Origin of the sequence: Haloplanus sp. C73 (assembly GCF_051195115.1) — an archaeon.
Classification (GTDB): Archaea; Halobacteriota; Halobacteria; order Halobacteriales; family Haloferacaceae; genus Haloplanus.
Genome location: NZ_JBNTJZ010000005.1, coordinates 84,999 through 111,649 on the forward strand (window position 1 = coordinate 84,999; position 26,651 = coordinate 111,649).

The following is a 26,651-nucleotide window of genomic DNA, read 5'->3' on the forward strand; positions in this document are numbered from 1 at the left end:
GTACCACTAAATTTCGGCATATATGACTCAGTCGTATGTGATAATCGGAGACGGCATCGCAGGGAGTTCTGCCGCCGAAACGCTGCGCGAAGAAGCGCCCGATGCCGATATCACGGTCATCACGGACGAAGGCGAGGCCCTCTACAACCGCATTCTCATCAAGGAGTTCGCGAAAGGGAAACTCCCGGAGATGCCCATCTCCATCCACGAACCGGAGTGGTACGAGGAGCGCGACATCGACCTGCGGCTCAACACGCTGGTCACGAACATCGACCCCGAGGGCCACCGCCTCAAGACTCACGAGGACGAGATAATCGAGTATGACAAACTGCTCGTCTCGACGGGCGGGACGCCCACCCAGCTACCGGTCGAGAACAGCGACGCGGAGGGCGTCCATCACTTCTGGACGTTCCAAGACGCGCGCTCGATTCGGAGTCACGCCGAGGAGGCGGAGACGGGCATCATCGTCGGCGCGGGCCTACTTGGCATCGACCTCGCGGCCATCTGTGGCGCCCAAGACGTCGAGGCCCACTACCTGATGCGTGGCGACTGCTGGTGGCGCTACGCGCTCTCGACGGAGGGCGCAGAGATTCTCCACGACGCGATGCGGGAGCGAGGCGTCGAACCCGTCTTCCAGAGCGGTGTCGACCACTTCGAGACGGACGACGACGGCCACGTGACAGCGGCCATCGACCCCAACGGCGAGCGCTACGAAGGTGACTTCGTCGGCATCGCCATCGGTCTCAACTTCAACACGGAGATTCTGCAGGGGACGGGAATCGAGCGCGACGGCGGCATCTTCGTCGACGAGTATATGCGGACGAGCGCGGACGACATCTTCGCCGCGGGCGACATCACCCGGTATCACGACACGATTCTCGGTGAGCGCGCCCAGAACGGGTCGTGGGACAGCGCCAAATCGCAGGGCACCGTCGCCGCGAAGAACATGCTCGACCCCGAATCGGAGGAGTTCCGCTTCGTCTCGTCGTACTCGATTACGCACTTCGACTTCCCCTTCCTCTCGTTCGGTCACCCGACCATCGGCGACGACGAGTGCGAGCGAAAGTACTCCGACACGGAGTGGCGACGGCTGGCGTTCAAAGACGGCAAAATCGTCGGCGGCGTCCTCATCGGTGACCTCTCTCCCCAGAGCGCGTACAAGCAGTTGATGCGGGAGGAGCGCGTCGTCGCGGACCAGAAAGAGGTCCTCCTCCAGCAGGACGTCGACCTCGACGACTTGGCGCCGTCCCAAGAGCAGTAAGGTCAGCGCGCTTTTTCCAGTTCTCTGCGTCCCCGACCGCTACCCGTGGGTCGTGTCAGGTGTAAAACGTCCTACCGTTTTATGAACCCGGTGGGTGATGGGCGTGCTACGTGGACACACTCCACGTGGTACTTACGGCCATGAACATCGATATCACTTATCGAGACTGTGACGACGAACGGACCCGGCGGCGACCGACGCGGAGGGGGGCGCCGTGATTGTGGGGGTGCCGACCGAGGGGGCAGCGGAGACGCGCGTCGCGCTTACGCCCCCCGTCGCGAAGCGACTGGTCGAGCGCGACCTGTCGGTGTGTGTCGCGAGCGGCGCGGGCGCGGGGTCGGACTGGGACGACGAGGCGTACCGAGACGTGGGCTGTGAGGTCGTCGACGACCGTGCAACGGTGTTCGAGCGCGCAGACGTGCTCTGTCAGGTACAGGGACTCGGCGCGAGCGACGGGGCGATGGACCCGTACACCGAGGGGCAGGTCGTCGTTGGGATGCTCGGCCCGTACGACATCGACGACGCGGCGTACGACACGCTCGCGGAGCGGCAGGTGAGCGCGTTCGCACTCGAACTCATGCCGCGCATCAGCCGCGCCCAGAGCATGGACGTGCTGTCGTCGATGGCGAGCATCGGCGGCTACAAGGCGACGCTGGTGGCCGCCGAGGAGTTGCCCAAACTGTTCCCGCTGGAGATGACGGCGGCGGGGACCGTCCGCCCGGCGGAGGTGTTCGTCATCGGAGCGGGCGTCGCGGGGTTGAAGGCCATCTCGACGGCGGAGCGTCTCGGCGCCTCGGTCCGGGCCTACGACATCCGGCTGGAGGTGAAACAGGAAGTCGAGAGTCTGGGCGCCGACTTCGTCGAACTCGACCTCGAAACCGAGGAGTCGGGCGACGAGGAAGGGTACGCCCGCGAGATGGACGACGAGTTCTACCGGCAACAGCGCGCGGAGATGAACCGGGTGGTGCCGGAGTCGGACGTCGTGATAACGACGGCGGCCATCCCCGGCCGGCCGGCGCCGGAACTCGTGAGCGAGGAGATGGTCGCGGAGATGGACGACGGCTCGGTCATCGTCGACCTCGCCGCGGCGGACGGCGGCAACTGCGAGCCGACGCAAGCGGGCGAGACGATAGTCCACGAGGGCGTGACCGTCTTCGGCCCGACGAACCTGCCGACGACCGTCTCGCACACGGCGAGTCAACTGCTCGCGAACAACCTGTACAACTTCCTCGACCACCTGCTCGACGAGGGGACACTCGTCGTCGACACCGAAGACGAAATCGTCGACGCGACGCTGCTCACCCACGAGGGACAGGTGCGCCGACCGCACGAGAGCGACGAGCAACCGGAGGAGGCCGATGCCTAGGGGGCGCCGATGACGTTCGTCCAGAACCTGACGCTGTTCGTGCTCTCGGCGTTCGTCGGCTACGAAATCATCACCAAGATTCCGACGAACCTGCACACGCCGCTGATGTCGGGTGCCAACGCCATCTCGGGCATCACGCTCATCGGTTCGGTGGTGGTCGCGGGGTCGGGGTCGACGACGCTCGCGACGACGCTCGGCTTTCTCGCCGTCGTGATGGCGACGGTCAACGTCGTCGGCGGCTACCTCGTGACCGACAGTATGCTCGACCAGTTCCGAAGCGGGGGGAGTGACTGATGGCGCCGATTCTCGGTAACCTCTCGGCGTCGGGGCTCGCCTTCGTCTATCTCGTCGCCGGCATCCTGTTCATTCAGGGGCTGCGCGACATGACCCACCCGCGGACGGCGCCGCGAGGCAACCGCATCTCCGCGGGCGGGATGGCGCTCGCGGTGGTCACGACGGTGCTCGTAACGGACATCCTCTCGCCGATAGTGTTGCTGGCGGGTATCCTCGTCGGCGCCGCCGTCGGCGGGTGGCTGGCCATCAGCGTCGAGACGACGGAGATGCCCCAACTCGTCGGCCTGTTCAACGGGTTCGGCGGGGGCGCCTCGGCGCTGGTCGCGGGCGCGGAACTCGTCGACGCGTTCGGAACCGGCGCCGTCCAGACGAGCGTGACGGCGACGGCGGCGCTGGCCGGCATCGTCGGCTCCGTCACCTTCTGGGGCAGCGCCGTCGCCGCCGGCAAACTCCACGGCGTCATCGACGACTCGTCGGTTCGCTACACGGGCGAACAGGTCGTCAAGGCGCTGTTTCTCGCCATCGCGGTGCTGTCGGGGCTCTATCTGGTCGTCCGACCCGGCCTGTTCGGGGCGGTACCGCTCGCTGGTTGGGTGCCCTCGTACTGGGTGCTGGTCGCCGCCGCGTCGGTACTCGGCGTGTTGCTCGTGATACCGATTGGCGGCGCGGACATGCCCGTCGTCATCGCGCTCCTGAACTCCTACTCGGGGCTGGCGGCGGCGACGACGGGCTTTGCCCTCGACAACTCCGTCCTCATCATCGCGGGGACGCTCGTCGGCGCTTCGGGACTCATCCTCACGCTCATCATGTGTGAGTCGATGAACCGCTCGCTGACGAACGTCTTCCTCGGCGGCGTCGGCGAGACGGCCGACGACGACGGCGAGACGCCCGACATCTACGAGGGGAATATCACGACCACCTCGTCGGAGGAAGTCGAGATGCTTCTGGACGTGGCCGACCGCGTCGTCATCGTTCCGGGGTACGGGATGGCCGTCGCACAGGCCCAACACGCCGTCGCGGAACTGGCCGAACTGCTCGACGAGAACGACGTCGAGGTGGAGTTCGGCATCCATCCCGTCGCGGGCCGGATGCCCGGTCACATGAACGCCCTCCTCGCGGAGGCGGACGTGCCGTACGAAAAGCTCCGCGACTTGGAGGAAATCAACCCAACCTTCTCCCAGACGGACGTCGCCATCGTCATCGGCGCGAACGACGTGGTAAACCCGTCCGCCAACACCGCCGACTCCGGCCCCATCGCGGGGATGCCCGTCCTCAACGTCGGCGAGGCGCGAACGGTCATCGTCAACAAGCGAAGCCTCAGCCCCGGCTTCTCGGGCGTTCCGAACCCGCTGTTCGCCGAGGACAACACGAACATGCTGTTCGGCGACGCCAAGGAGTCGATGCAGGAACTGGTGAACGTCTACAAGGAACGTCACTAGCGCCGTCGGCAGAACTTTTATCATCTTTCATGATAATAGTTGACGTATGGCACACACCGTCGACACCGACTACGACGTGAACCGAGCCGAGGCAGTCCCGAAAAGCGGACGCGTCCGACACTTCGACGAACTTGACGAACGAGCGCAGGACTATCTCGTCCACGTCGCGGAGGGAGCGTCGCCTCGGGACCCGACGAACCTCTCCGGGTTGCGAGAGGGAGACGTCGTCGTGTTCACGGAGTACTACCGCATCGAGTAGCCGGACCGAAGCGGTTTTGTCCGGGCCAGCGGTAGGACCGCTATGGATAGCGGCGGTACGATGACGCTCGCGTTCGAGTTCGAGGCGCTGCAAGCGCTCGCCGACCCGAACGCGGTGTTCGACGACGCCCGACAGTGGACGGAGTACGTGGGCGTCCTGAGTGACGAACCGACGTACGTCGTCACGAACTTCACGCGGAAGCGACGCCTCCGACAGGACTTTTTCTCCGGGCCGCGCGGCGTCGAGGAGAGCCTCGACGGCGTGGCCGAGCAGTTCGACACGGACCGGCACGTCTTCGTCGGCACGACGGAGGACGACCGCGCTGCCGCCGAGGCCCACGGCTGGGAGTATCTCAGTATCGAGGAGGCGGCGGAGTTCGCGGAGTGGGAGTTGGGCGACGAGCCGGAAGAAGACCCCTTCGAGGCGGAGACGCGCGACGACTGGCCGTAGCGACCGAAAGCCCTAATCGCGGCGGGTCCTTGCCGATAGTCGATGAGCCACCAGCTGCCCGACGTGCAGGCGAGCCAGCCCGACGTGACGGTCGGACTCAGCCAAGTCGGGGTGACCGGCGTCGAGAAACTCGTCAAACTCGACCGGAACGGGAAACGCCCCATCGTCCTGATGGCAGAGTTCGAGGTGTTCGTCGACCTGCCGAGGGGTCGGAAAGGCATCGACATGAGTCGCAACATGCAGGTAATCGACGAGACGCTCGAACGCGCCGTCTCGGAGCCGTCCTACCGGGTCGAAGAAGTGTGCGGTGACGTCGCCGAGCGACTGCTCGAAAAACACGACTACACGTCCACCGCGGAGGTCCGGATGGAGGCCGACTACGTCACGCGCGAGCAGACGCCCGCGTCCGGCCTCGACACGCAGAACACCGCGACGATTATCGCCGGCGCCGTCGCCACCGAGGAGGGCACGCGCGAGGAAATCGGCGCCCGCGTCACCGGCATGACCGTCTGTCCCTGCTCGCAGGGCATGTCGGAGTCGCGCGCCCGCGAAACCCTCTCCAGTCTCGGCGTCGACGAGGAGACGACCGAGGCGTTTCTGGACGAGGTGCCCCAGCCGGGTCACTCCCAGCGCGGCCACGCCACCCTCACCATCACGAGCGACGGGTCGCCCGACATCGACCTGCGGGACATCATCGACGTCGCCCGCGACTCGATGAGCGCCCGCATCTACAACCTCGCCAAGCGACCCGACGAGGACCACATGACCTACCACGCCCACGCGAACGCCAAGTTCGTCGAGGACTGCGTGCGCTCGCTCGCCGAATCCGTTGTCGAGGAGTTCGACTATCTGGACGGCGATACGGTCGTCCACATGAAGCAGTCGAACGACGAATCCATCCACCAGCACAACGCCCACGCCGAACGCGAACTCACGCTCGACGCGCTCCGCGAGGAAGTCGGCGAGTAACTACTCCTCCGTCCGGAAATCGAGCGGCGTCGAATCGGCCCACTGCTCCTCGAAGACGGTTCGGACGTCGTCCGCGAACGCGGCGTCCTTGAAGTCGATGAGCGCGAACGCCTCGCTGGTGTCGAGCGGGTTCGGCACCTCGACACACACCTCCTCGCCGTCGATGAGGACGAACGTCCCGTCGATGGCCGCCGACGCCCGACTCGAATAGTTCTCGTGGTCGCCGAGGCGGGTGGCGTACTCCCGCCGCAGGTCGTCGTCGACCGTCTCCACCAAGTCGACGTCGATGAGCGCCGACACCGTGACACCGCGGTCGAGCGCCGCCTCGAAGGCTTCGAGGACGCGCAGGCCAACCTCGCTCAGGTCGACCTGTGGCGAGGGGAAGCCAGCGATGTGCTGAATCTCCTCGTCGGCCGCCGATAGTCGTTCGAGCAACAGGTCGACCGTCTCATCCGGGCCGACCGCCGCCGTCCAGAACTGCCCGTCGACGGGGTCGGCGGCGTCGAGGTCGTCGACGAGTTCCGCGGCGACGGCCTCATAGCGCTCGGCCTGCTGGTCGAGTTCCCGCTTTCGCGCCTCAACGAGGCGGTCGAGCGCCGTGTCGGGTTCGACCGCGATGTACTTTTTCGGCCGGCTCGCCGCCTGACTCCGCACAAGTCCGTTCCCCTCCAGCCCGTTGAGCACGTCGTAGATTCGACCCATGGGCACGTCGCTCGACGACGACAACTCTTTGGCCGTTGCTGGTCCGTTATCCAGAAGTGCCCGGTACGTCCGGGATTCGTACTCCGACAGCCCGAGGTCGCGAAGGGAGGCCATACCCCGATGACGAGAGCGGGATTCAAAAACTAATCGGCTGTTTACTCGACGAGCGATGCGACGGCGTCAGCGAGGGCCGACGGCGACGAGACGGTGCGCGAGCGGTCGCCGACGGCCACGACGGCGGTGCCGCGGTCGGGCGCCGACGCGTCGGGACGGACGACCTTCTCGTGGTCCGCGATCCGGAGCGCGGCGCGGTGGAGGTCCGACCCGGCGTCGTCGGCCACCGAAACGACCAGCGACTCGCCACAGAGCCGCGCGGCGACGGCGCCGTAGCCCGCCACCTGCACGCCGAACCGGTCCCACGCGCCGGCGAAGGCGCCGACGGCGTCCCGGGCAACGTCCCGGTATCGGTCCTCGCCGGTCAGAATCGCGAGGTCGAGCAACGCGTCCGCGGCGGTGACGGTACCGTCGAGCGGTCGGAGCGGGCGGTCCAGCAGCCCCGGTCCCGTCGCCGGCCCGTCGCGGAACGACCCGTCGTCGAACAGGGCGTCGATAGTCCGGTCAGCGACCCGACGCGCCATGTCAAGCGCCTCGCTATCGCCCAGCACCTGCGCGGCGCGGACGCCGGCGGCGACGGTTCGCGCCTGATCGTCGAGAACGAGCGTCGGCGCATCGTCGTCGGCCCAGTGCCGGACGACGCCGTCGTCGATGAAGTCAGACTGGAGTGTCGACAGCACGCGGCGGGCGTAGGTCCGCGGCTCCTCGGCGTCGGTGTAGGCCGTCAGGGTGAGGAGTGCGTCGACGGTGAGGGCGTTCGACCCCGCGAACGCCGTCAGGTCCGTCCGCGTTCCCGTCTCCGTCTCGGGCCCCTGACTCCCGCCGAAGGCCGACCCGTTCCAGAGCGCGTCGACCAGAAAGTCGACGGTGCGGTCGGCTGGCCGGCGATACGCCTCCTCGCCGGTGTAACAGTAGGCGTGGGCAAAGGCCCGAACCAGCGCCGCGTTGTCGGCGAGCAGTTTTGCGCGGTCGGGGTCGCCCCAGTCTCGGGTCCGCGCGTAGCGGTAGAACCCGCCCGCCGACTCGTCGAAGAGTCCCCGCGTGATGGCGTCGAGGGTCTGTCGTGCCTTCGCCCGGTCGCGCTTGAGCGCGAACTCGACGGTCCGAGGCAGGGGGAACTTCGGCGCGTCGCCCCACCCGCCGAACTTCGCGTCGAACTGCGCGTCGAGTTGGCCGGCGAGGTGTTCCTCGATGCGGTCGGTCAGCTCGCCAGCGGGCGGCGCATCGTCGGCGAGGGCGCGCGGGACGCGGCCGGCGTCGGCGCCGCTCGCGTCCCAGCGCTCGCGCACGCGGTCGATTACCTGCCGCATCCCGTCGGGGCCGAGAAAGCCCGCGCTCGCGATGCGCTTGCCGTCGGGCGTACAGAAGACGGTCGAGGGGAAGCCGCCGACGTTGTACCGCTCGCGAACCCGCGGGTGTCGGTCGACGTCGACGCGCACGGGCACGAACCCGTCGTTCAGGTTGGCGGCGATGCGCGGTTCGCCGTACGTCTGGGCATCCATCTCGTGACACTCGCCACACCACGTCGCCGTCAGCGCGAGGAGAACGGGGTCGCCGCGGCGGTCAGCCTCGTCGAAGGCCGCCGTCCCCCACTCGCGCCACTCGACACGCGTCCCGTCGGTCATACCGCCTCTGCGTGACGGGCGGGCCTAAGGGCTTCGTCCCCGCGTCAAAAGGGCTATGGGCGGGCGGGCGAAAGTGAGTCGTATGCGACTGCGCTGGGTGTTCGCGCTGCTGTTGCTCATCCCGCTGGCCGACGCCCTGTTTCTCGTCGTCGTCGCCGACGCCGTCGGCGCGCCGATGACCGTCGCGCTGGTCGTCCTCACCGGCCTCGTCGGCATGTTGCTGGTCCGGGCCGAGGGCCGACACACGATCCAAAGCCTCCAGCGACGACTGGCGACGGGCGAGGTGCCGACGAAGGAACTCATGGACGGCGCCCTGCTCATCGCCGCGGGCGCCTTCCTGCTCACCCCCGGCCTCGTCACCGACGCCATCGGGTTCCTGCTCGGCGTCCCGCTCACCCGCGCGCCGATTCGGGCCGTCCTCAGCCGGTTCGTGGTCCGGCCCTACCTCGACTCGAAAAGCGACGGGTTCGTCAGCGGCAACGTCTACGTCGGCGGCTTCCCGAACGAGGAACCCGACGACGACGTGTACGACGTGGACGGGAGTTCCTACCGCGTCAACGACGAGTAGTCGGCCTGTCGGTCGTGCGATGAGAAACGAAAAGAAACCCTTAAACAACCGACCGCGCAAGCAATTGATGCGCTCACCTGGGCCAATAGCTCAGTCAGGTTGAGCGCTCGGCTGATAACCGGGAGGTCCGCGGTTCAAATCCGCGTTGGCCCATCCACTACGTTCACGGATTCCGTGACGCGTTAGGGGCTGATTCCTCCCCAGCCACCTAACTTCGGTTTCTACTGGCTTTGGAGAGGCTTCTCTCGTTTCAGATGAGTTTGCGCGGTCAGCGATGCTCGTCGACCCACGCACACCACGCGTGAAAATCGTCGGCACCACACTGATTGGCGATACTCCGGAGGGTGTCACCGCTAATCTCGTGTCCGAGCGGCACCGTCACGTTTCGCGTCTCGCCCGTCTTGGGGTGGACGTAGCGGAGCTTCAGGTGACTCCCCGTCCGGTCGACCGGCCGGTACCCCATGTCGGTCAACACACTCACGATTTCGCGACCGGTGAATCGCGTCCGTGCCACGTCTACTCCGCAGAATCGAACCACGGCGCGTCCGGTTCCGCTGGCTCGTCGGGAACGGAATCCGGGTCGATTCCGAGTTCCCGCAGGTCCTCGTCGGTGACTGGGTCGCCATCCTCGCCGGTGTGAAGCGCCACCGCCTCGTCGAGCATCTCCAGCGCCTCCTCGCGGGTGTCGCCCTGACTGGCGACGCCCGTCTCCTCGTCGAGGGCCGACCATCGGCCGTCGTCCTCCTCGACGAGTCGGATTTCGCGACCGGTACTCATGGTCGGTAGTAGTGGAAGTGCGCCGATAAGCGTTCGGGAGGTGACGCCGGGTGAGCAACGCGCTCGACTCACCAGACACCGCGTGGAGCGCCACCTCAACATCGGAGCGGGGAGTTCGAGTCGCTATCCTGCGTTGGCCCATTCACTGCGTTCACGGATTCCATGACGCGTTAGGGGCTGATTCCTCTCCAGCCACCGAATTTCGTTTCAGCACCACCGAGTTACTGCCTGCACCTGAATTCAAACCCCCAATTCTCCAGCGTGTCGCTCCAGAATCTCGTCGAGAGAGACATTCTTCTCGGCCAGTTCGTAACGCACCCGAACGACGGGAACATCTACGTCTATCAGCCGCCCCAAATCGTGTGGCGTCCCTGAAACGACCACGTCGGGGTCGGCGTTGCGGATGGTCGCCTCCAAGTCCTCGATTTGCTGGTCGGAGTAGCCCATCGCCGGGAGAACGGTGTCGAGGTGGTCGTAGGCCTCGAAGACACGTTTGAGCGACCCGACGGCGGCGGGTTCGGGGTCAACGATATCGCTCGCGCCGTACTTGCGGGCGGCGAGCAGTCCGGCGCCGTGGGGGGCGCCGCCGTGGGTGAGCGTCGGGCCGTCCTCGACGACGAGGGCGCGCTTGCCGGCGATGGCCGACTCGTCGGCGGTGACGACCGAATCGGCGTGAATGATATCGGCGTCGGGATTGACCTCGCGGACGTTCTCCTCGACGGTGCGAATGGCGGCGGCGTCGGCGGTGTTTTCCTTGTTGATGAGGACGTAGTCCGCGAGACGGAGGTTCGTCTCGCCGGGGTGGTATCGGCGCTCGTCGCCGGCGCGGTGCGGGTCGGCGAGGACGACGTGCAGGTCGGGCGTGTAGAAGGGAAGTTCGTTGTTGCCGCCGTCCCAGACGATGACGTCGGCTTCGGCCTGCGCCCGGTCGAGAATGGCCGCGTAGTCGACGCCGGCGTAGACGACATGGCCCCGTTCGATGTGGCTCTCGTACTCCTCGCGTTCCTCGATGGTGACGCTGGCGGCGTCCAAGTCATCGAGCGTCGCGAAGCGCTGGACGCGCTGGTCGGCGAGGTCACCGTAGGGCATCGGCTCTCTGACGACGGCTACCGTCGCGCCCCGGTCGTCGAGGAGGGTGGCGAACTTCCGGGCCGTCTGTGACTTGCCACAGCCGGTTCGGACTGCGTCGACGGCGACGACGGGCACGTCGGCGTCGAGAGTCATTCGGTCGGGGCCGAGGAGACGGAAGTCCGCGCCCGCGGCGAGCGCCCGCGACGCCTGTTCCATCACGTGGTCGTGGGAGACGTCGGAGTAAGAGAACACGACGGTGTCGACGTCTTCCTCGTCGACGATGGCTTCGAGGTCGGACTCGGGGCGAATCGGAATTCCGTCGGGGGAGCGGTCACCGGCCAGTTCCGGGGGGTAGCGGCGGGTCGGTGGCTCGTCGAGTTCGCCCAGATTCTGCGCGTCGGTGCGGGTGAACGCGACCACCTCGTAGGTGGGGTCGTCCCGAAAGACGGTGTTGAAGTCGTGGAAGTCGCGCCCCGCTGCGCCCATGATGACGACTCGGGTCGGCGCCATACCGACCGCGTCGCGCGCGAGCAGGAAAGTAGTGTTCGTCCCGGTGAGGGCCCATCACTAACTGACGGGCGGGCGTCGAGCGGGCATGGCGACGGAGACGACACCGGTCGTGGTGGCGCTCGGCGGGAACACGCTCCTCGACGCCGGTGGCTCGGCGACGGCGGCGGACCAGCGTAAGGCAGTCGAGCGGACGGCGACACACCTCACCGACGCGCTGGCGACGGACCGGCTGGTGCTCACCCACGGCAACGGCCCGCAGGTGGGCAACCTGCTCGTCCAGCAGGCGGCGGCGAGCGAGACGCCGCAACTTCCGCTCGACGTGCTGGTGGCGGAGACACAGGCACAGATTGGCTATCTCCTGCAACAGGCGCTCGACAACGAGCGTGCGACGGCGACGGAGGCGATGACGCTCGTGACGCAGGTGGTGGTCGACGCCGACGACCCGGCCTTCGACGACCCGACGAAACCGGTCGGGCCGTACTACACCGAGTCGACAGCGGCGGCGAAGCCGTTCGAGACGGCGCGGGTGGCGGAGGGCGAGCGCCCGTATCGCCGCGTCGTCCCCTCGCCGGACCCGGTCGAGGTGGTGGAAGCGGACGAGATAGCGAGTCTCGTCGACCGCGGGAAACTCGTCATCTGTGGCGGCGGAGGCGGAGTCCCAGTCGTCCGCGACGACGGCCTGCGCGGCGTCGAAGCTGTGGTCGATAAGGATTTGACGAGCGCGTCGCTGGCGACGGCGCTCGGCGCCGACACGCTCGTCGTGCTGACGGACGTCGACCACGCGTACGTGAACTTCGGCGAGTCGGACCAGCGGGCACTGGAGCGTGTCACGGCGGCGGCCCTCCGCGAACATCTGGACGCCGGCGAGTTCGCCGCGGGCAGTATGCAACCGAAAGTCAGGGCCTGCGCCCGGTTCGTCGAGTCCGGGGGCGAGCGAGCCATCATCACGACGCCGGAGCGGATGGAGGTGGCACTCGACGGCGAGGCAGGGACGCGAGTCGTCGGGGACGACCAGCGGCGGTCGTAGGGGACGGAGCGACGAGCGCCCCCGAAACCGGCAATCATGTCGCTCGGCCGCAAGTTTCTTGGTGTGTCATATCATACCAAAGTCGTACGAGGTGATCGAACAGTCTATCGACGGCCCAAGTTGACTGTGACATGCCGCACGAGCCTCGCAATCAGTCGCCGCCCGCTGGTCCCGATTTCCTGCGCCGAACCCCGAACCGTTAACACCACCTCCGTCCGAATCGTCGCCAATGGGAGTTGTGCTGGGCCTCGTCGCCGACGTGTCGTACGACCTTCGGCGACTGCACGGGCTCTGGATGGCGATTGCGTTCCCGCAGTTGCGGGAGACGCATCCGGTCGTCACGCGGTGGACGCCGACGACGACGGGCGAGCGAGCGCTCTACACCATCTGGTCGGCGCTCGGTAGCATCGGTCTGTTCGTGGGCTATCCGCTCGCGGTACTCGGCTTTCTGACGCGGTTTCAGGTCCGGCGATTCGACCGGACCGCGACGCGACTGGGCGCCGTGGGGACCGTCCTCCTCGCTATCGTCGTCTGGGGCGCGCTGACCGCGCTCGCGCGGATACGCTTCTCGCCGGAGGGCTTTCTCGCCGTCGCCGCCGCGGGCACCGTCGCCGTCGTCTCGACGGTCCTCGCGCTCCTCTTTCGCGCTCTCGGCGGGCGAGTGACAACCGTCGTCGTCGCGTACCCCTTCGCCGTCGTCGCCGTCTTCCTCCCGCCGGTGGTGGCGGCGCTCTACTCGCCGACGCTCGCGAGCGTCGTCTTCCCCCGAAGCGAGACGCTCGCGGTGTGGCTGCTCGACACACTCCTCACCTACCGCGGGCTGAACACCCTCCTCAGACAGCGGTTCGAACTCGTCGGCTTCGCACACGTCGGGATGTGGGGCGGCCTCGCGGTGCCGGTCGGATGGACGCTCGGCGTCCTCGTGACCCTCGCGAATCTGGTCCGCCCGAGCGACGAGGACGAGGCCGAGACAGAGGGATAGACACCCCCAAGTGGGCGCAGCGACTGCGTCCGATGTGGTCGTTATCGTGACCTGTGAGGAGTGTGGCCGAGGGTACTCACACACGCGCTTCGTCGGCGACCCGGACAGCCACGGCGCCCGCCCGATTCAGTGCCCGAACTGCTATGCGTATCTGGGTCGGACGAAACAGGAATCTGAGTCGCCGATGGCGTCGGAATAAATAGCTCAACCGCTCGCATCGCTTCTCGGTCGTAGTGCGCCGCCAGAACATAGCGGGAGGTAGATTTGAACCGCGGTCGTTCCGCTCGCTTCGCTCGCGTCACTCCCTGATTCAAATCTAGCGGGCGACGCTGGCGACGAGTTCTCTCGTCGCGTTACTCCTCGGTCGTCGTACGTCGCCAGAACATAGCGGGAGGTAGATTTGAACTACGCGAACGGCTCGCTTCGCTCGCCGTTCTCTCGTTCAAACGACGGGCGAGTGTTTTGGCGACCGGTTCCCTCCTCGCGTTGCTCGTCGGTCACTGTGGTCGCCAAAACATAGCGGGAGGTAGATTTGAACTACCGATCTCCGGGTTATGAGCCCGGCGGAATCTCCTGGCTATCCCATCCCGCTACTGGTGTCTATTCGCGAGACGGCGTTAAGGGTTTTGAAATCCAGACGCTCAGTCGGAGACGAACCGACCGGGCAACTCGTCGACGGCGCCGACCTGTACCGCCCAGAGGTCGGCGTACAGACCGTCTCGCGCCAGCAGTTCCTCGTGGGTGCCCTGCTCGACCAGTCGCCCCTCGTCGAGGACGAGGATCTGGTCGGCGTCGCGCACCGTCGAGAGCCGGTGGGCGATGGCGAAGGTGGTCCGGTCGGCGGTCAGGTCAGCGAGGTGACGGCGAATCACCGACTCGGTTTCGTTGTCGACGTGGCTCGTCGCCTCGTCGAGGACGAACAGGTCGGGGTCGGTCAGGAGCGCGCGGGCGATGGCGAGCCGCTGGCGCTGGCCGCCCGAGAGCTTCACGCCGCGTTCGCCGACCATGGTGTCGTAGCCCTCGGGGAGGTCGGTGACGAACTCGTGGGCACCGGCGCGTTTCGCCGCCTCGATGACCGCGTCCCGGCCGGCGTCTGCGCGCCCGTACCGGACGTTCTCGGCGACGGTACCGTAGAACAGGTACGGCTCCTGACTCACGTAGCCGATAGCGTCGCGGAGGCTGTCGCGGGTCAGGTCCCGAACGTCGATGCCATCGATGCGGACCGACCCCTCGTCCGCGTCGTAGAAGCGAACGAGGAGTTTCAGAAGCGTCGTCTTGCCCGCGCCGGTGGGGCCGACGACGCCGACGAACTGCCCGGGTTCGACGTCGAAGCTCACGTCGTCGAGGACGCGTTCGTCTGTGCCGGGGTAGCGGAAGGTGACGTGGTCGTAGGTGACGCGGCCGGCGGGGTCGGCGAGGGCCGTCGCGTCCTCGGACTCGGGCAGTCGGGGGCGACGCTCGTCGATACCGACGATACGGGCGGCGGCCGCGCGGGCGTACTGGTAGTCGTTGAGCACCTCGCCGACGCGACGCATCGGATACCGGAACCGGCGACTGTAGAGGAGGAAGGTGACGAGGACGCCCGCCGAGAGGGGTTCGGTGAAGCCAAACGGCGGCCCGAACAGCACCCACCAGCCACCGAGGAGGAAGGTGGCGGCGTAGCCGGTGGCGGTGAGGGCGCGCAACACGGGGAAGAAGGCGATGCGGATGCGGATGGCGTCCCACTGGCGGTCGAGATACGACCGCGAGGCGTCGGTGACGCGCTCAGTCTCGAAGGCTTCGTTCGTGTAGGCTTTCACCGTCTCGATGCCGCCGAGGTTGTTTTCGAGACGGGCGTTGAGCGCCCCCACCTGCTCGCGGACGGCGCCGTACTTCGGCTGGATGCGGCGCACGAACAGGACCGAGACGGCGACGAGAAAGGGGACGACGAGGAGGGCGACGAGCGCGAGTTGCCAGTTCAGCCAGAACATGATGGCGCCGATGACGACGACGCGCGTGACGATGCGCATGGCGTTGTGAAGACTCGTCGTCAGAAACTCCTCGAGTTGGTTGATGTCGTTGTTGAGGACGCTCATCACCTCGCCCGTCTGTGTCCCCTCGAAGAAGGCGAGTTCGAGGCCCTGCACCGACTGATAGGCGGCGGTCCGCACCTCGTGTTGGAGGAACTGGGCGAAGTGGTTCCACGCCAAACTGTTGAGCCAAGCGAGCGCCGCGGCGGCGAGATACAGGCCGAACGCGAGCGCGACGAGCAGGACGAACTGCTCACGGGTGGCGGTGGGGAGCCACGCGTCGGGCACCAGCGGAAGCGAGAAGGGGCGTTCGTTTGTGAAGAACACGTCGATGGCCACGCCCAGCAGGTAGGAGGGCACGAGTTCGAGCGCGATGGAGAGGGCGCTGGCGACGCCGCCGAGGAGGAACTCGGGGAGATAGGGGCGTCCGTAGGTGGTCAGCACGCGACGGAGCGGGGCGTCGTGGTCGCCGGCCAGCGCGACGTCTCCGGGCACGACGCCACGAACGAGACGGGCGACCAAAACACCTCGGTCGACGTAGCATCTTCGGCGAACGTTTAATGAGACTCGCGGGTGCAGACGTGGTATGGTCGAAGCGTTTGTCAGACTGCAGTGTCCCGAATGTGGAAAGGATTGGGAGGAAGGGCCGACCGACCTCCCCGGTCACCGGAAGAACTTCGACTGCCCGAACTGTCACGCGACCAGACGGCTCGCGGAGTTCATGCGAACCGAGCGCGACTTGGAACTCGTCAAGCAGTTCGAGGAGTAATCAGAGGTCGGGAATCGCAGAGAGCGCCCCGCAGGCATCGCATTTCAGCACCGTCGCCCCCTGTTCCTCGACCAGTCGCGTGTCCGGCGAGTCACACTCCGAACACGTCACGAACGAGTCGACGTACTCGTCGAGGGCGTCGGCGACGCGCGACTGCTTGAAGTCGCCGGTGAACCGCGCGCGCCCCCGGTCGTCGATGCTGGCGCTGGTGCCGAGTTCCGACTGGAAGAACTTGAGGAAATGTTCCTCGTCGCGGTTCAGTCGGTCGTAGGTCGCCTGAAAGTTCTCGTAGATGGTGACGTTGCCCTCCGGACGAACCTCGGGGTCGGGGACCTGAAACCGGTCGGCGGCGTCGCCAACCTCGGGCGTCTCGGTCAGCGCGCGGTCGAGGCTGTTTTCGTAGTCCATGTGTCAACGTGACAGTTCGCACGACTAAAACGTTTCAAAACGAGTCGATGGTGTCGGCACGGCGACCCGTGTCAATTCCACCCATGGAGACGAGCGGCTGGCAAATATCGCCAAAGCTACCCAATTAAGCCCGGATTTCGAGAGACGCGTGTTAACCTTCCTCAAGATAATAATATAACCTTCGAATCGCTATGGTGTGTTGTTATGAAGAAGCAGGAGCTCATTCACCTGCACGGCCTCCTCGCGGAGGTAGAGAAACAGTGCGCAGCGTGGCACGACGACGAAATTGACCTGACCGCCTATGAGGAGATGGGGGTACGACCTACATCTATTCACAAATCGAAAACGGACCACAAGGCGGCTGTTTTCAAACTGGCAAAGGGGATTACTTCTTCGCTGGAGACGCCCGAGGAGCGCGTCGCTCCTCACGCCGACTGAGTTCGACGGCGCGGCGCAGTGCCGACCTGACGCCCGACCCGACCAGCGGCCGCGCTCTCATTCGTCGACCAGTTCCTCGAACTCCGGAATCAGGTCCTCGTCGTCCTCGCTCGCGTCGTCGGTCGCCGTCGAATCGGCGTCGGCCGAGTCGTCGTCCGCCGACTCGATGGGGTCAGTGCGAAGCACGGTGAGCGGAACGTTGTCGAGACGCTGACCGATTTCCTTGCGCGCGATGCGCGAGGCGTGTTCCTCCTGCTCGACGTTGAACACCTTCATCTCGAGTTCGAGTGCGACCAGCGCCTCGTCGGCGGCGATGAACGCGGGCGGGAGTTCTTCGCCCGACGGCGATGTCCGTGACCCCATCTCGATTTCGACGTAGTTGAGGTCCGGATTCAGCATTTCGCCGGTTTTGGCGATAGCAATCCGAATCGCCTCGTCGGGGGTCGCTACGTCGTACACCGGAACTGCGGCCTCAACGACGACTCGACAATCCATACCACACACTAATTGTACGTCCACCGTCATGAATTTTCGCCCATCGTACCACGGGGAGTCGGCACATGCATATCTGTCGGAGTATAGTTGAGTATCCGTTCAACAGAGTTCTGTATATAGTCTATGTACCGCCCTATATCCGCCTTTTATCGCTCGACCGGAATAGTTACTTGAACAGATACTGAATCGAGTCGTATGAGTCAGGGGACAGACCGACTGCGGCGATATCTCGCCGACGAACTCGGGGAGTGTCGGACCGAGGACGTCGAGGAGCGACTCGACGAACTCGGCACGCTCGAAGCCAGTCTCGGGACGGCACAAGCGCGGGCCGAACTCGACGTGCTCTCGGCGCTCGCCAACGAGACGCGCTACACGCTCGTCCGCGCACTCGTCGCCGCGGCGGAGGAACTCTGCGTGTGCGAGTTACACGCCGTCGTCGACGTGAGCGAGAGCGGCCTGAGTCACGCCCTCTCGACGCTCGTCGACGCCGGACTGGTCGACGGCCGGAAAGAGGGCCGGTGGAAGAAGTACCGCGCGACCAACCGCGCCGTCGCGCTCGTGACGGTGCTGGAGGGCTGTGTGAATGAGTAACGCCCACGGCCCGAACTGCGAGTGTCGGAGCTGTGGCGACCCGCGGACGATGGACCTCCTCGATAAGTATCTCACCGTCTGGATTCTCGGAGCGATGGCCGTCGGCGTCGGCCTCGGGTACGCCGTCCCGTCGGCACCCGGCCGAATCGAGTCCCTCCATCTCGTCGAACTCGGCCTCGTCGTGATGATGTATCCGCCGCTGGCCAAGGCAGACTACTCGAAGCTGTGGATCGTGCTTCGAAACTGGCAGGTACTTGGGCTGAGCCTCGTCCAGAACTGGCTCATCGGGCCGACGCTCATGTTCGGCCTCGCCGTCGTCTTCTTCGGCGGCGTCGTCCCCGGCCTGCCCGCGCGCCCCGAATATTTCCTCGGTCTCGTCTTCATCGGCATGGCCCGGTGTATCGCGATGGTCCTCGTCTGGAACGACCTCGCGGACGGGTCGACGGAGTACGTCACGGGGCTGGTGGCGTTCAACAGCCTCTTTCAAATCGTCACTTACGGCGTCTACGTCTGGCTGTTCGGCCTCGTCCTCCCACCGCTGCTCGGACTGGAGTCGCTCGTCGCCGGCGTCACCGCCTTCGACGTGACGCCGCTGCAGGTCGTCCGCGCCATCGCCGTCTTCCTCGGCATCCCCTTCGCGGCGGGCGTCCTCACCCGCTACGTCGGCACGCGCGTCAACGGCGAGACGTGGTACGACGAGGTCTTTATCCCTCGAATCGACCCGCTGACGCTCGTCGCGCTCCTGTTTACGGTCATCGTCATGTTCGCGACACAGGGCGGCGCCATCGTCGCCGCGCCGGGTGACGTCCTCCTCATCGCCGTCCCGCTCACCATCTACTTCGTCGTGATGTTCTTCGTGAGCTTCGGCATGGGACGGAGCATCGGTGCCGACTACTCGACGACCACCGCCATCGGCTTCACCGCCGCCTCGAACAACTTCGAACTCGCCATCGCCGTCGCCGTCGCCGTCTTCGGCGTCGGCTCCGGCGTCGCTTTCACCACCGTCGTCGGCCCGCTCATCGAAGTCCCCGTCCTGCTCGCGCTGGTCAACGTCGCGCTCTACTTCCAGCGCCGATTCGACTGGAGCGGCGCTGACGACGACCCACTCATCACCACCGACTGACCATGACAGACACCACCACGCCCGAACGCATCGCCTTCGTCTGTGTCCAGAACGCCGGCCGCTCGCAGATGGCTAGGGCCTTCGCCGAGCGCGAACGTGACCGGCGAGGGCTCGACGTCGAACTCCTGACCGGGGGCACCCACCCCGCCGACCACGTCCACGACGAAGTCATCGACGCGATGGCCGAGGTGGGAATCGACCTCTCGGACCGAACCCCGCGACGGATTACCGACGACGAACTCCGGGCCTGTGGCTACGTCGCCACGATGGGCTGTTCGACGCTGGAGTTGGGCGACGTCGACACGGTGGTTCGCGACTGGGCGCTCGACGACCCCGACGGCGAGGACCCGGAGCGGGTCCGCGAGATTCGGGACGAGGTGGAGCGTCGGATCGTCGCCCTGTTCGACGAAGTCACCGAGTGAGGCCTCGTCACTCCCCGTTCGCGCGGAGGTAGTAGAACAGGTAGGTCTGGGCGTAGCCGGCGTACTCGCCACCGAGTCGCTCGCGAATCGCGCGCGAGGTGTCGGCGTACGACCCCCGGTCGCAGTCGGGGTAGTGGTCCGCGATGGCCGAGCGAATCCACGTATCGAGCGGGACGGCTTCGAGATAGCCCAGCGAGAACAACAGCACGCAGTCGGCCACTTTGTCGCCGACGCCGACGAACGTCGTGAGATGCTCGCGGGCCGCCTCGTACGGGCGGCCACGGGCGTCCTCGGGCGCGGCCTCGCCGTCGGCGACCATCGTCGCCGTCCGCTGGACGTAGGGCGCCCGGTAGCCGAGTTTCAGGTCGCGGAGGGCGTCCTCACTCTGGGCCGCGAGTTGGTCGGGCGTCGGGAAGGCGTGGTACGTCCGCCCGTCGACGGCGAGTTCGTCGCCGTAGGCCCGGGCGAGCGCCCGTTGCATCCCGTGGATGCGCGACACCCGCATCTGGGCGGAGCAGATGAAGGAGACGAGACAGGGGAAGGGTGGGTCCCGAACCAGCCGCATCCCCCGGTAGGCGTCGTACGCACGGTCCAGAAGCGAGTCGTCGGGCGTCGCGTCGAGGATGGCGTCGAGGTCGTCGTCCAGCCGCAGGAGATGCGTCAGGAGGGGGACGGCGTCGGTCGTCGACTCCCACTCCAGTCGGTCGTCGGTCTGGCGGACGCGGACGACGGCGCGGTCGTTACCGACGCCCTCGATGGGCGGGACGACCGTCTCGTACCACGCGTCGCCGCCGTGGACGTCCATCTGGTCGTACATCCCGCCGTCCGACCGGTCCCAGAGGTAGCTCTGCCCGCTCTCGACGGTCGCCTGCAGGTCGAAGGGGCCGTCGAGGTCGGTGAGGGGGATGGCGCCGCGTTCCATGCCACGGAGTTGGCGGCTCGGGGTTTCCCGGTTTCGCTTTGGGCGTCGCGATACCTGCCCACCCGCGTGAAACCCCCTCACGCCTCCTGTTCGACAGTATTATTCCGTTCGTCCGATTTCCTCCGGGTATGAGTGAGATCGTAGTGACGCTTCCCGACGGCTCGGAACTCACCGTCGCGGAGGGGTCGACGGTCGAGGACGTCGCCTTCGAAATCGGCCCCGGTCTCGGCCGCGACACGGTGGCTGGGGTCGTCGACGGCGAACTCGTCGACAAGGACACCCCGCTACACGAGGACGTCGACCTCGTCATCGTCACCGAAGACAGCGACGAGTATCTGCGCGTGTTACGCCACTCGGCGGCACACGTCTTCGCACAGGCACTCCAGCGACTGTACCCCGACGCCAAACTCGCCATCGGTCCCCCGACCGACGACGGCTTCTACTACGACGTGACGGGCGTCGACCTCGACAGCGAGGACTTGGAGGACATCGAGGCGGAGGCCGAAGACATCATCGAGGCCGACCTCGATATCGAGCGAATCGAGCGCTCGCGCGAGGACGTTCGCGAGCAGTACGCCGACAACCCCTACAAACTCGATATCCTCGACACCGAGGCGGCGGGCGAGGACCCCGTCACCCTCTACAAGCAGGGCGAGTTCGAGGACCTCTGTCAAGGTCCCCACGTCGACTCGACGGGCGAAATCGGCGCCTTTTCCCTCCTCAACATCTCCTCGGCGTACTGGCGGGGCGAGGAGGACAACGACACGCTGACCCGGGTCTACGGGACGGCCTTCGCCGACGAGTCGTCGATGGAGGACTACCTCGAACGGCGACGGAAGGCCGAGGAGCGCGACCACCGCAAACTCGGGCAGGAACTCGATATCTTCTCCATCGACGAGACGACGGGGCCGGGCCTGCCGCTCTATCATCCCAACGGCAAGCGGATTCTGGACGAACTCTCGGCGTTCGCGCGGGACATGAACCTCGACGCCGGCTACGACCCCGTCGAGACGCCGCATCTCTTCCGGACGGAGCTGTGGAAGAAGTCGGGCCACTACGAGAACTACGTCGACGACATGTTCCTCCTCGACGTCAACGACGAGGAGTACGGCCTGAAGCCGATGAACTGCCCGGGCCACGCCACCATCTTCGACCAGTCGTCGTGGAGCTACCGCGACCTGCCCGTCCGCTACTTCGAGGACGGCAAGGTGTACCGCAAAGAGCAGCGCGGCGAACTCTCGGGGCTCTCGCGCGTCTGGGCGTTCACCATCGACGACGGCCACGTGTTCGTCCGCCCGGACCAAATCGAGTCCGAGGTGAATCTCGTGATGGACAACATCTTCCGCGTCTTCGAGACGTTCGACCTCGACGCGGAGGTGGCGCTCGCGACCCGTCCAGAGAAGTCGGTCGGGAGCGACGAAATCTGGGAGCGCGCCGAATCGCAGCTTCGGTCCGTCCTCGACTCGCAGGGCATCGACTACGACGTCGAAGCCGGCGACGGCGCCTTCTACGGCCCCAAAATCGACTTCGCGTTCGAGGACGCCCTCGGCCGCAAGTGGGACGGCCCGACCGTCCAACTCGATTTCAATATGCCCGAGCGGTTCGACCTCACCTACACCGGCGAGGACAACGAGGACCACCGCCCAGTCATGCTCCACCGCGCCCTCTACGGGAGTTACGAGCGATTCCTGATGGTGCTCATCGAGCACTTCAACGGGAAGTTCCCGCTCTGGCTGGCGCCCGAACAGGTGCGCATCCTCCCCGTCAGCGACGAGAATCTGGGCTACGCACACCGCCTCAAAAACGAAATCGACGACTTCCGCGTCGAAGTCGAAGACCGGTCGTGGACGGTCGGCCGCAAGATTCAGCAGGCACACAGCGACCGTGTACCCTATATGCTCATCGTCGGCGACGACGAGGAGGAGAGCGGCACCGTCTCGGTCCGTGACCGAAAGGAGCGCGAACGGAAGGACGTCGAGATGGAAGCGTTCGCGACCCACATCCGCGAGGAACGCGACGAGAAGCGAGTCGAACCGGACTTCTTGGATTAATCGAGCATCGCACGGTTTTCGTCGTCGATGAGGTTGTAGAGACGCTGGGTCGAGAGGGAGAACTGTCGCGGCGCGTCGTGAACAAGGGAGTCGGAGGCGGCCGATGGGTCGGCCCGCCAGCGGCCGTCGGTGAGCGTCGGTTCGGTAGCGGTGCGGTCGGTCTGGGGCGTGTAAGGTGTGCTCATTCGGGAGATGGCTTCGAAATCAGTTGAACGTCGATACCTGTCGATGGAGAAGGGGTCAGTCGCGTACAGGTACGACGTGAGGTCGCATCACTTCACACGAGCGCCGCATCTATCATAAACGTTCCTGTTTATCTGGCGGCGACCGGTCGGTCGACGCCGGAGAACTCGAAGCGAGCGCCGCCGGCGTCGCTGTCGGTGACGGCAGTCGACCACCCGTGGGCGTCGGCGACGGCGCGGACGATGGTCAACCCGAGGCCGGAGCCGCCGCCCGTGGTGTGACCCCGCTCGAAGATGGCCTCGCGCTGGTCGGGGTCGATGCCCGGTCCCGTGTCGGCGACGTAGAAACCGTCGTCGAGGACGCCGACGTGGACGGTGAGCGGGTCGGCGGTCGTGGAACCGTGTTCGACGCTATCATCGGCGCGTTCAGCGCGCCGATTGTTTATGGAACTATGTTCCACACTATCGCCGGACTCCGTCCGGCTATCCGTCGAACTATGTTCGACGCTGTTCCGAAACAGATTCTCCAACAACTGCAGGAGCCGTTCGCGGTCAGCTTCGATGACGCCGTCGGCGTCGACGACCAACTCGGCATCGTCGGTCGCCACGTTCCCCCACGCGTCGCTTGCCGCCTCGCTCAGCGTCACGTCCTCGACGTCCTCGATGACCGTCCCCTGTTTGGCGAGGTCGAGAAGCCCGGTCACGAGCTGTTCCATCCGGTCGAGCGCCTCGCCAGCCTCGTCGAGATGGTCCGTATCGCCCGTCTCGCGTGCGATTTGCAACTTCCCCTTCGCGACGTTCAGCGGGTTGCGGATGTCGTGAGAGACGATGCTCGCGAACTCGGAGAGGCGGTCGTTCTGGCGCTCCAACTCCTCCCGTGCCATCCGCTCTTCGAGTTCGTAACTCACCCACCGCGTCAGCAGTTCGACGAACGTCCGCTCGGTGTCGGTAAAGGAGGTGCCGCGAGGGTCGGCGTCGGCGAAACAGAGCGTGCCGTAGAGGCGACCGTCGGCGAGCACCTTCCCGCCGAGATAGCAGCCGAGGCCGAAGGCGTCGTAGGCGGGGTCTGACTCCCAGCCCGCCGCGATGGCGTCGTGGACGCCGAGCAGTCCCTCGCCCTTGATGGTCTTGCGGCAGTAGGCCTCCGAGAGCGGGCACTGCTCGCCGGGCTGGAGCAGTGGATGCGAGCCGTGTGCGGCGACGACGTGCTGGGTGTTGCCGTTGATGCGCGTGAGGAAGCCGTAATCGACCCCGAGCCAGTCACAGCCGAGTTCGAGAATCCGCTCCAAGCGCTCCTCGAAGGAGATGTCGCGATTCGAGAGCGTGTCGTAGAGCGCCGCCAGCGACGCCTCGGTCTCACGGAGTTCCGCGGCGAAGGCGACACGCGAGGAGATATCGATGCCGACGGCACAGACGACGCCATCGAGTCGGGTGAGCGTCCACTCGTGAGAGAGCTGTTCGTCCGCCGCCAGCGGCGCCTGTATCGTGGCTCGCCCTTCGGCGATGGCCTCGTCGAGCGTCTCCGAGAACTGGACGCGGTCCGCCGGGGGGACGAGGTCGGTCACGTCGGCGTCGTCGCCGAGGACGTCGGCCGCCCGGTCGTTGGCCCGAACGACCTCGCCGTCGGGCGTGACGAGACAGGCGACGCCGGGAATAGCATCGAGGAGGTCGCCCGCGGGCGCCGACGTCGCCGCCGTGACGCGGTTGGCGAGCGTCTCGGCGTCGTCGGGAGTCGCGTCCGGGGCGAGTACCTGCGGGACGTCGGCGTCTGTCTCGCGGAGCGCTCGAAGCAGGTCGACACCCGACTGCTCGACGGGGTCGAACGCGACGACGATGCAGTCGACCCCCGAATTCCGAAGGCAATCGACCGCGTCGTCGAGGGTCGTCGCCACCGCGACTGAGACGGCGGGCGCCGCGTCGTCGAGTTCGGCGGCGAGACCGGTCGCCGCCTCCGCCGACGGATGAGCGAGCAGTACCTGTGTCACGTGTATCGTCTCCGCGTTGACGCGCGGGATGATAAATGGTCGGGGGCGTTCACTACGGAGAGACCGCCGACACGGCGATGAGGAGTCGGTCGTCGTCGAGCGCGGTCACCAGTTTCGACTCGGTGAAGGTACTGCCGTCGGCGCGGAGACCGGTGCTCCGACCGGTCCACTGGCCGCCCCCCTGTACCACCGGCAGGACGTGAGTTCGGATGTGCCGAACCTCGTCGTCCGGATGGAGTTCGGTCCAGCGTTTGCCCTCTACCTCGGCGGGGTCGTAGTCGTAGAGTCCGGCGTACCCGGGGTCGACGCGGTCGAATCGCTCGTCCGAGCCGACGATACCCACGGCGTCGAGTTCCAGCGACTCGTCCGCGTCGAAGCGCCCGTCGGCGTCGACGGCGTGTTCGACCCGGCGGACGAGCATGGTGTACTGGTCGGTGCCGTACCCCTTCTGGATGTAATCCGTCACGCCGGCGCGGACGATTTCGGCGGCCACATCGTCGGTTCGCTCCCCCGAGAACAGCAGGAAGGGGAGTTCGGGATGCGTCTCGCGAACGGCGCGCAGGAATTCGATGCCGTCGGTGCCGGGCATCCGGTAGTCGCTGACGACACAGTCGACGTCTGTGTCGTCGTCGCGGAGCACGTCGAGCGCGTCGGCGGGCGAGGTGCGCGACCGAATTTCACAGTCGAGGTCGGTCGCCCGTTCGAGATACGTCTGCACCAAATCGCCGAAGGACTCGTCGTCGTCGACGTGGAGAATCGACAGCGAACCGTCTGAATGCACGGCAGTAATTGCGCGGGCGCAACTAAGAAGCTATCGGGTCGGGGGCTCAGTCGTCTTCCCAGACGTTGGCGTCGGCGTAACGGCCCGAGGAGCGGTCGTACACCGAGAACAGGTACGCACTCGTCGCGCCGACGACGCCGAGGCCGCCCCAGAACAGGAGCGGCGGGCCGCCGTGGTCCGACGAGGGGACGTACGGCCATTCGAGACTCCCCTCTTCGACGATGACGTCGGATGGCGGCATGACGCCGCGCGGCGAGTCGGATTCGGGGAGCGAACTCTCCTCGGCGGGGCCGCCGGGTTCGCCACAGACGATGCGGCCGACCATGCCGAGGGTGCGGTGGGGGATGCAGTAGTAGTCGTACGTGCCCGTCTCCTCGAAGGTGTAGGAAAAGGTCGCGCCCTGTTCCTCGAAGACGCCGCTGTTCCACGACGCCGCGCCCTCGGGGATGCGACGGTCACCGTCGTATCGGGGGTTGTCCGACGTGTAGGAGGTGGCCGAGTGCTGGCCGCTCTCGTTGACCCACTCGACGGTGTCGCCGGGTTCGACGTGCAGGCCGATGGGGTCGAAGTAGTAGGAGCCACTTTCGGTCACCATCGCGACCGTATGCGTCGTTCCGCCGCCGCTCTGGGCCGTGGCGGGAGTGGCAGCGAGGGCGCCCGCGGTCACGCCGCCGACAGCCCGCAGAAAGCCCCGACGACTCCGCCCGCCGGTCGACCGATTCGCGCCGTTCTGAACCATATATCCTATCTCGGAGGAGTACCCTTGAATCCATTTCGGAATCGACAGGGCTACCCGGACAGCGTGGCGCGCAACTCGTCGGCGTCGACCCGATACTTGAACGCCGGGCGGTCGTCGACGAGGACGTAGGGCACGCGCTCGCCGTACTCCTCGCGGAGGGCCGGGTCGGTGTCGACGTCGACTGTCTCGACCGACACCTCGCGCGCGACGCCCGCGGCGACGCGCTCGATGGTCTCGATGGCCTCGTGACAGAGGTGACAGTTCTCTCGCGTGTAGACGGTAACGGTGGCTGGCTCCGGGGACGACTCGTCGGCAGACACAC

General features: G+C 66.2%; 31 protein-coding genes and 2 tRNA genes. 18 read left to right on the plus strand and 15 right to left on the minus strand.

Annotated features, from left to right (window positions below):
- Positions 1-22 precede the first annotated feature (22 nt).
- The 7 genes from ACQUSQ_RS10280 (at position 23) to mptA (ending at position 6,038) form a co-directional block, all read left to right on the plus strand.
- Positions 23-1,261: an NAD(P)/FAD-dependent oxidoreductase gene (locus tag ACQUSQ_RS10280; protein WP_435068860.1), complete on the plus strand. Its 1,239-nt coding sequence runs from the start codon at positions 23-25 to the stop codon at positions 1,259-1,261.
- Between the two features lie 214 nt (positions 1,262-1,475).
- Positions 1,476-2,627, plus strand: a complete 1,152-nt coding sequence (locus ACQUSQ_RS10285) for an NAD(P) transhydrogenase subunit alpha (protein WP_435068862.1) — start codon at positions 1,476-1,478, stop codon at positions 2,625-2,627.
- A 9-nt stretch (positions 2,628-2,636) separates the two neighbouring features.
- On the plus strand, positions 2,637-2,921 hold the full coding sequence (locus ACQUSQ_RS10290) for an NAD(P) transhydrogenase subunit alpha (RefSeq protein WP_435068865.1): 285 nt from the start codon (positions 2,637-2,639) through the stop codon (positions 2,919-2,921).
- Positions 2,921-4,360, plus strand: a complete 1,440-nt coding sequence (locus tag ACQUSQ_RS10295; protein WP_435068867.1) for an NAD(P)(+) transhydrogenase (Re/Si-specific) subunit beta — start codon at positions 2,921-2,923, stop codon at positions 4,358-4,360. The genes ACQUSQ_RS10290 and ACQUSQ_RS10295 overlap by 1 nt, the downstream gene beginning before the upstream one ends.
- A 46-nt stretch (positions 4,361-4,406) precedes the next feature.
- Positions 4,407-4,619 (plus strand): hypothetical protein, encoded by a 213-nt coding sequence (locus ACQUSQ_RS10300; protein ID WP_435068869.1) that lies wholly within the window; start codon positions 4,407-4,409, stop codon positions 4,617-4,619.
- A gap of 42 nt (positions 4,620-4,661) precedes the next feature.
- Complete coding sequence (locus tag ACQUSQ_RS10305) at positions 4,662-5,069, plus strand: DUF7124 domain-containing protein (protein ID WP_435068871.1); 408 nt, start codon at positions 4,662-4,664, stop codon at positions 5,067-5,069.
- 42 nt (positions 5,070-5,111) lie between these two features.
- Complete coding sequence (mptA, locus tag ACQUSQ_RS10310) at positions 5,112-6,038, plus strand: GTP cyclohydrolase MptA (RefSeq protein WP_435068873.1); 927 nt, start codon at positions 5,112-5,114, stop codon at positions 6,036-6,038.
- Here the strand turns inward: mptA and ACQUSQ_RS10315 are convergent, their stop codons facing one another.
- Positions 6,039-6,854 (minus strand): TrmB family transcriptional regulator, encoded by an 816-nt coding sequence (locus tag ACQUSQ_RS10315; protein ID WP_435068875.1) that lies wholly within the window; start codon positions 6,852-6,854, stop codon positions 6,039-6,041.
- A 41-nt stretch (positions 6,855-6,895) separates the two neighbouring features.
- The gene (locus ACQUSQ_RS10320) at positions 6,896-8,479 is read right to left on the minus strand and encodes a DUF255 domain-containing protein (protein ID WP_435068876.1); all 1,584 of its coding nucleotides are present in this window, start codon (positions 8,477-8,479) and stop codon (positions 6,896-6,898) included.
- Between the two features lie 82 nt (positions 8,480-8,561).
- Here ACQUSQ_RS10320 and ACQUSQ_RS10325 point away from each other — a divergent pair, with 82 nt between their 5' ends.
- Positions 8,562-9,047 (plus strand): FxsA family protein, encoded by a 486-nt coding sequence (locus ACQUSQ_RS10325; RefSeq protein WP_435068878.1) that lies wholly within the window; start codon positions 8,562-8,564, stop codon positions 9,045-9,047.
- 79 nt (positions 9,048-9,126) lie between these two features.
- Positions 9,127-9,200: transfer RNA gene (locus ACQUSQ_RS10330), tRNA-Ile, on the plus strand.
- Between the two features lie 115 nt (positions 9,201-9,315).
- Here ACQUSQ_RS10330 and ACQUSQ_RS10335 read toward each other — a convergent pair.
- The 3 genes from ACQUSQ_RS10335 to ACQUSQ_RS10345 all read right to left on the minus strand — a co-directional run bounded on the left by ACQUSQ_RS10335 (position 9,316) and on the right by ACQUSQ_RS10345 (position 11,405).
- Positions 9,316-9,561, minus strand: coding sequence for a type II toxin-antitoxin system HicA family toxin (locus ACQUSQ_RS10335; protein ID WP_435068879.1), 246 nt, complete (start codon positions 9,559-9,561; stop codon positions 9,316-9,318).
- A gap of 2 nt (positions 9,562-9,563) precedes the next feature.
- The gene (locus ACQUSQ_RS10340; RefSeq protein WP_435068882.1) at positions 9,564-9,824 is read right to left on the minus strand and encodes a type II toxin-antitoxin system HicB family antitoxin; all 261 of its coding nucleotides are present in this window, start codon (positions 9,822-9,824) and stop codon (positions 9,564-9,566) included.
- Positions 9,825-10,064: 240 nt separating this feature from the next.
- Positions 10,065-11,405, minus strand: a complete 1,341-nt coding sequence (locus ACQUSQ_RS10345) for a cyclic 2,3-diphosphoglycerate synthase (protein ID WP_435068883.1) — start codon at positions 11,403-11,405, stop codon at positions 10,065-10,067.
- An 85-nt stretch (positions 11,406-11,490) separates the two neighbouring features.
- On the opposite strand from ACQUSQ_RS10345, the gene arcC reads away from it, so the two are divergent.
- The 3 genes from arcC to ACQUSQ_RS10360 all read left to right on the plus strand — a co-directional run bounded on the left by arcC (position 11,491) and on the right by ACQUSQ_RS10360 (position 13,613).
- Entirely contained in the window at positions 11,491-12,432 is a 942-nt protein-coding gene (gene arcC / locus ACQUSQ_RS10350; RefSeq protein ID WP_435068884.1) for a carbamate kinase, read from the plus strand.
- 229 nt (positions 12,433-12,661) lie between these two features.
- Positions 12,662-13,414 carry a hypothetical protein gene (locus tag ACQUSQ_RS10355; protein WP_435068886.1) on the plus strand — a complete coding sequence of 251 codons (753 nt, stop codon included), beginning with the start codon at positions 12,662-12,664 and terminating at the stop codon, positions 13,412-13,414.
- Between the two features lie 34 nt (positions 13,415-13,448).
- Positions 13,449-13,613 carry a hypothetical protein gene (locus ACQUSQ_RS10360; protein ID WP_435068888.1) on the plus strand — a complete coding sequence of 55 codons (165 nt, stop codon included), beginning with the start codon at positions 13,449-13,451 and terminating at the stop codon, positions 13,611-13,613.
- Positions 13,614-13,931: 318 nt separating this feature from the next.
- Here ACQUSQ_RS10360 and ACQUSQ_RS10365 read toward each other — a convergent pair.
- Positions 13,932-14,006, minus strand: a tRNA-Met gene (locus tag ACQUSQ_RS10365).
- Between the two features lie 49 nt (positions 14,007-14,055).
- Positions 14,056-15,918, minus strand: a complete 1,863-nt coding sequence (locus tag ACQUSQ_RS10370) for an ABC transporter ATP-binding protein (protein WP_435068890.1) — start codon at positions 15,916-15,918, stop codon at positions 14,056-14,058.
- A gap of 91 nt (positions 15,919-16,009) precedes the next feature.
- On the opposite strand from ACQUSQ_RS10370, the gene ACQUSQ_RS10375 reads away from it, so the two are divergent.
- Positions 16,010-16,192, plus strand: coding sequence for a hypothetical protein (locus tag ACQUSQ_RS10375; protein ID WP_435068894.1), 183 nt, complete (start codon positions 16,010-16,012; stop codon positions 16,190-16,192).
- Here the strand turns inward: ACQUSQ_RS10375 and ACQUSQ_RS10380 are convergent, their stop codons facing one another.
- Positions 16,193-16,600 (minus strand): translation initiation factor IF-2 subunit beta, encoded by a 408-nt coding sequence (locus tag ACQUSQ_RS10380; RefSeq protein ID WP_435068896.1) that lies wholly within the window; start codon positions 16,598-16,600, stop codon positions 16,193-16,195. It abuts the gene before it with no gap.
- A 204-nt stretch (positions 16,601-16,804) separates the two neighbouring features.
- Between ACQUSQ_RS10380 and ACQUSQ_RS10385 the strand changes: the two genes are divergently transcribed.
- Positions 16,805-17,038, plus strand: a complete 234-nt coding sequence (locus tag ACQUSQ_RS10385; protein WP_435068898.1) for a UPF0058 family protein — start codon at positions 16,805-16,807, stop codon at positions 17,036-17,038.
- Positions 17,039-17,095: 57 nt separating this feature from the next.
- Here the strand turns inward: ACQUSQ_RS10385 and ACQUSQ_RS10390 are convergent, their stop codons facing one another.
- Positions 17,096-17,533: a DUF555 domain-containing protein gene (locus ACQUSQ_RS10390; RefSeq protein WP_435068900.1), complete on the minus strand. Its 438-nt coding sequence runs from the start codon at positions 17,531-17,533 to the stop codon at positions 17,096-17,098.
- A gap of 195 nt (positions 17,534-17,728) precedes the next feature.
- Here ACQUSQ_RS10390 and ACQUSQ_RS10395 point away from each other — a divergent pair, with 195 nt between their 5' ends.
- From ACQUSQ_RS10395 to ACQUSQ_RS10405, 3 genes are read left to right on the plus strand one after another with little or no spacing between them, the layout of a single operon-like run.
- Positions 17,729-18,124: an ArsR/SmtB family transcription factor gene (locus ACQUSQ_RS10395; RefSeq protein WP_435068902.1), complete on the plus strand. Its 396-nt coding sequence runs from the start codon at positions 17,729-17,731 to the stop codon at positions 18,122-18,124.
- Positions 18,117-19,247, plus strand: coding sequence for an ACR3 family arsenite efflux transporter (gene arsB, locus ACQUSQ_RS10400; protein WP_435068904.1), 1,131 nt, complete (start codon positions 18,117-18,119; stop codon positions 19,245-19,247). The genes ACQUSQ_RS10395 and arsB overlap by 8 nt, the downstream gene beginning before the upstream one ends.
- Positions 19,248-19,249: 2 nt before the next feature.
- Complete coding sequence (locus ACQUSQ_RS10405) at positions 19,250-19,669, plus strand: low molecular weight phosphatase family protein (protein ID WP_435068906.1); 420 nt, start codon at positions 19,250-19,252, stop codon at positions 19,667-19,669.
- Positions 19,670-19,676: 7 nt separating this feature from the next.
- Here the strand turns inward: ACQUSQ_RS10405 and ACQUSQ_RS10410 are convergent, their stop codons facing one another.
- Positions 19,677-20,591 carry a DNA-3-methyladenine glycosylase family protein gene (locus tag ACQUSQ_RS10410; protein WP_435068908.1) on the minus strand — a complete coding sequence of 305 codons (915 nt, stop codon included), beginning with the start codon at positions 20,589-20,591 and terminating at the stop codon, positions 19,677-19,679.
- Between the two features lie 128 nt (positions 20,592-20,719).
- Between ACQUSQ_RS10410 and thrS the strand changes: the two genes are divergently transcribed.
- Positions 20,720-22,642, plus strand: coding sequence for a threonine--tRNA ligase (gene thrS / locus ACQUSQ_RS10415; protein WP_435068909.1), 1,923 nt, complete (start codon positions 20,720-20,722; stop codon positions 22,640-22,642).
- Here thrS and ACQUSQ_RS10420 read toward each other — a convergent pair.
- The 5 genes from ACQUSQ_RS10420 to ACQUSQ_RS10440 form a co-directional block, all read right to left on the minus strand.
- The gene (locus tag ACQUSQ_RS10420; RefSeq protein WP_435068912.1) at positions 22,639-22,827 is read right to left on the minus strand and encodes a hypothetical protein; all 189 of its coding nucleotides are present in this window, start codon (positions 22,825-22,827) and stop codon (positions 22,639-22,641) included. The genes thrS and ACQUSQ_RS10420 overlap by 4 nt on opposite strands.
- A 128-nt stretch (positions 22,828-22,955) precedes the next feature.
- Positions 22,956-24,809 (minus strand): ATP-binding protein, encoded by a 1,854-nt coding sequence (locus ACQUSQ_RS10425; protein WP_435068913.1) that lies wholly within the window; start codon positions 24,807-24,809, stop codon positions 22,956-22,958.
- A gap of 52 nt (positions 24,810-24,861) precedes the next feature.
- Positions 24,862-25,590 (minus strand): response regulator, encoded by a 729-nt coding sequence (locus ACQUSQ_RS10430; RefSeq protein ID WP_435068915.1) that lies wholly within the window; start codon positions 25,588-25,590, stop codon positions 24,862-24,864.
- 46 nt (positions 25,591-25,636) lie between these two features.
- The gene (locus ACQUSQ_RS10435; RefSeq protein WP_435068917.1) at positions 25,637-26,329 is read right to left on the minus strand and encodes a plastocyanin/azurin family copper-binding protein; all 693 of its coding nucleotides are present in this window, start codon (positions 26,327-26,329) and stop codon (positions 25,637-25,639) included.
- A 50-nt stretch (positions 26,330-26,379) separates the two neighbouring features.
- Complete coding sequence (locus ACQUSQ_RS10440) at positions 26,380-26,649, minus strand: glutaredoxin family protein (RefSeq protein ID WP_435068919.1); 270 nt, start codon at positions 26,647-26,649, stop codon at positions 26,380-26,382.
- Positions 26,650-26,651 lie beyond the last annotated feature (2 nt).